Origin of the sequence: uncultured Veillonella sp. (genome assembly GCF_934190855.1) — a bacterium.
Classification (GTDB): Bacteria; Bacillota; Negativicutes; order Veillonellales; family Veillonellaceae; genus Veillonella.
The window spans coordinates 1-2,219 of record NZ_CAKPTN010000215.1; the positions used below are offsets into that span (position 1 = coordinate 1).

Sequence of the window (2,219 nt, forward strand, 5' to 3'; positions counted from 1 at the left end):
GCCGTAGAAATGGGTTTCCGTTATGGTGTACCTATTCATGTACGTTCTACATTTAGTGATAAACCAGGTACTATTATTCGGGAGGATTATACTGTGGAAGCAAATAAACACGTAATTACTGGCGTAGCAGATGATACTAATACAGCAAAAGTAGCCCTTGTTGGCGTTGAAAATAAACCAGGCGTTGCAGCGACTGTGTTCAAAGCATTGGCATCGAGAAACGTTGACGTAGATATGATTGTTCAATCTATTCGTTCCGTTGGTGAACCTAAAACTGACCTTATCTTTACGGTAGCTATGGATGACGTTGTTTTGGCGCGCGAAGTTTTGGAAGAATTGCAAAAAACTGTTGATATTGAAGCCGTTAATATTGATGAACGCATGGCAAAAGTATCCATTATCGGTGCTGGTATGTTAGGTCAACCTGGCGTAGCTGCGCAAATGTTTGATATTTTGAGCCAAGAAGGTATTAATATCGAAATCATTTCTACTTCTGAAATTAGTATTTCTTGCCTTGTTGCTGAAGACCGTGTAAAAGATGCTGTTCGCGTAATTCACAACGACTTATTGTTAGACCAAAGAGGTTAATCTATTTATGGATAGTCTACGTAGTTTTATGGATGAAATGCTCAATGACCAAGGTCGTAAGGAAGGTTTCATTAGCGATCTACTAGGAAATCTAAAAAATCAGCCTATTCCAACATTGGAGCAAGCTCAAACTGGTTATACTACGGTAAGTAATTTGCATGGTATCTTCTACGATTATGATAAAGGAGAGGTTACTATTTCTTACAAGGTAGTGCCAGATATGTATGAACCTTACACATTGAGCTTTGTGCAATTCCAAGCTGTACTAGAAGGCTTATTAACCTTACGCCGCAATCAAAAGTGGCAAATGCAACATAATAAATAAAATGAACCCCATAGGCGGTTGAACTGCACCCCAAGGGCTATGCCTATGGGGTTTTTCTAATATGCTGAGAATAGTTTATTTAAAAATGTATAGATGTATTAGTACCAAACAGTATAAACGGTATGTTTTTGCTTTTTGTATTCAAATTCGATAATTATTCTTAACATCTATATATAAAGTCATCGATATGATATAATTAATTGTTAGAAAGAAATTAATTATATTTATATAGAAAGAAGGGACAGCATGGAAATAAATAAGGTTTATTCTGGCTTTCGCCTTGACCGCATTGAGCGCATTGATGAAATCAATGGTACCGCTTATGAAATGAAGCACGAAAAGTCTGGTGCCCGTTTAATTTATATCGATTCACCAGATTCTAATAAAGTATTCAATATTGCTTTTAGAACAACACCGCACAATAGTACTGGTGTAGCGCATATTATGGAGCACTCCTTATTATGTGGTTCTCGCAAGTTTCCTTTGAAAGAGCCTTTTGTAGAGCTTGTAAAAGGTTCTTTGAATACGTTCTTAAACGCGATGACATATCCTGATAAGACGATGTATCCTGTAGCGAGCAAGAATGATAAAGACTTCCGCAATTTAATGGATGTGTATCTTGATGCTGTATTATATCCTCGCGTCCGAGATGATGCAGAAATCGTCATGCAAGAAGGTTGGCATTATGAGCTAGATCATGCCGATGATGAGCTTACTTATAAAGGCGTTGTATTTAATGAGATGAAGGGCGTGTACTCCTCCCCGGATTCCGTACTAGAACGTCAAATGATGCGCGAGCTTTTCCCAGATACTACTTATGGTGTTGATTCTGGTGGGGACCCTGATCATATTACAGATTTAACATATGAAGAATTTCAAGAATTCTATCGCGTTCACTACCATCCATCCAATAGTTATATCTTCCTCTATGGGGATATGAATATTGAAGAACAATTAGCATTCTTGAACGATGAATACTTAAGTCATTTTGATGCTATTGAGGTACATACTGAGGTAGGGCTACAAGCTCCATTTACAGAAGGTAAAGTGGTGAGTTATCCATATAGTGTAGGTTCTGAGGAACCAACAGATAATCGTACATTACACTCCTTTGCGTATGTATTGCCTGATGTAACACCTGAGCATAGCTTGGCTTTTGAAGTGTTAACACATGCTTTGTTGACATCTCCTGCAGCGCCTCTTAAACAGGCTTTGGTAAAAGCAGGTATCGGTTCTGACGTAAGTGGCTATTATTTAGATAGCATTCGCCAACCTATATGGACTGTACAAGCAACAGGCTCCAATC

At 38.2% G+C, this 2,219-nt stretch carries 3 protein-coding genes; all 3 read left to right on the top strand.

The features are described from left to right. Positions 1 to 588, top strand: a 588-nt coding sequence (locus tag Q0F90_RS08900) for an ACT domain-containing protein (RefSeq protein WP_296004881.1), incomplete at its 5' end; no start/stop codon positions are given. A gap of 7 nt (positions 589 to 595) precedes the next feature. After that, positions 596 to 913 (top strand): hypothetical protein, encoded by a 318-nt coding sequence (locus Q0F90_RS08905; RefSeq protein ID WP_265138872.1) that lies wholly within the window; start codon positions 596 to 598, stop codon positions 911 to 913. A 246-nt stretch (positions 914 to 1,159) separates the two neighbouring features. Next, the coding region (locus tag Q0F90_RS08910; protein ID WP_296004884.1) for an insulinase family protein at positions 1,160 to 2,219 on the top strand (1,060 nt) is incomplete at its 3' end.

Coding starts and splice junctions, on each gene's coding strand:
- Q0F90_RS08905 (WP_265138872.1), top strand. CDS start 596: ATGGATAGTCTACGTAGTTTTATGGATGAAATGCTCAATGACCAAGGT.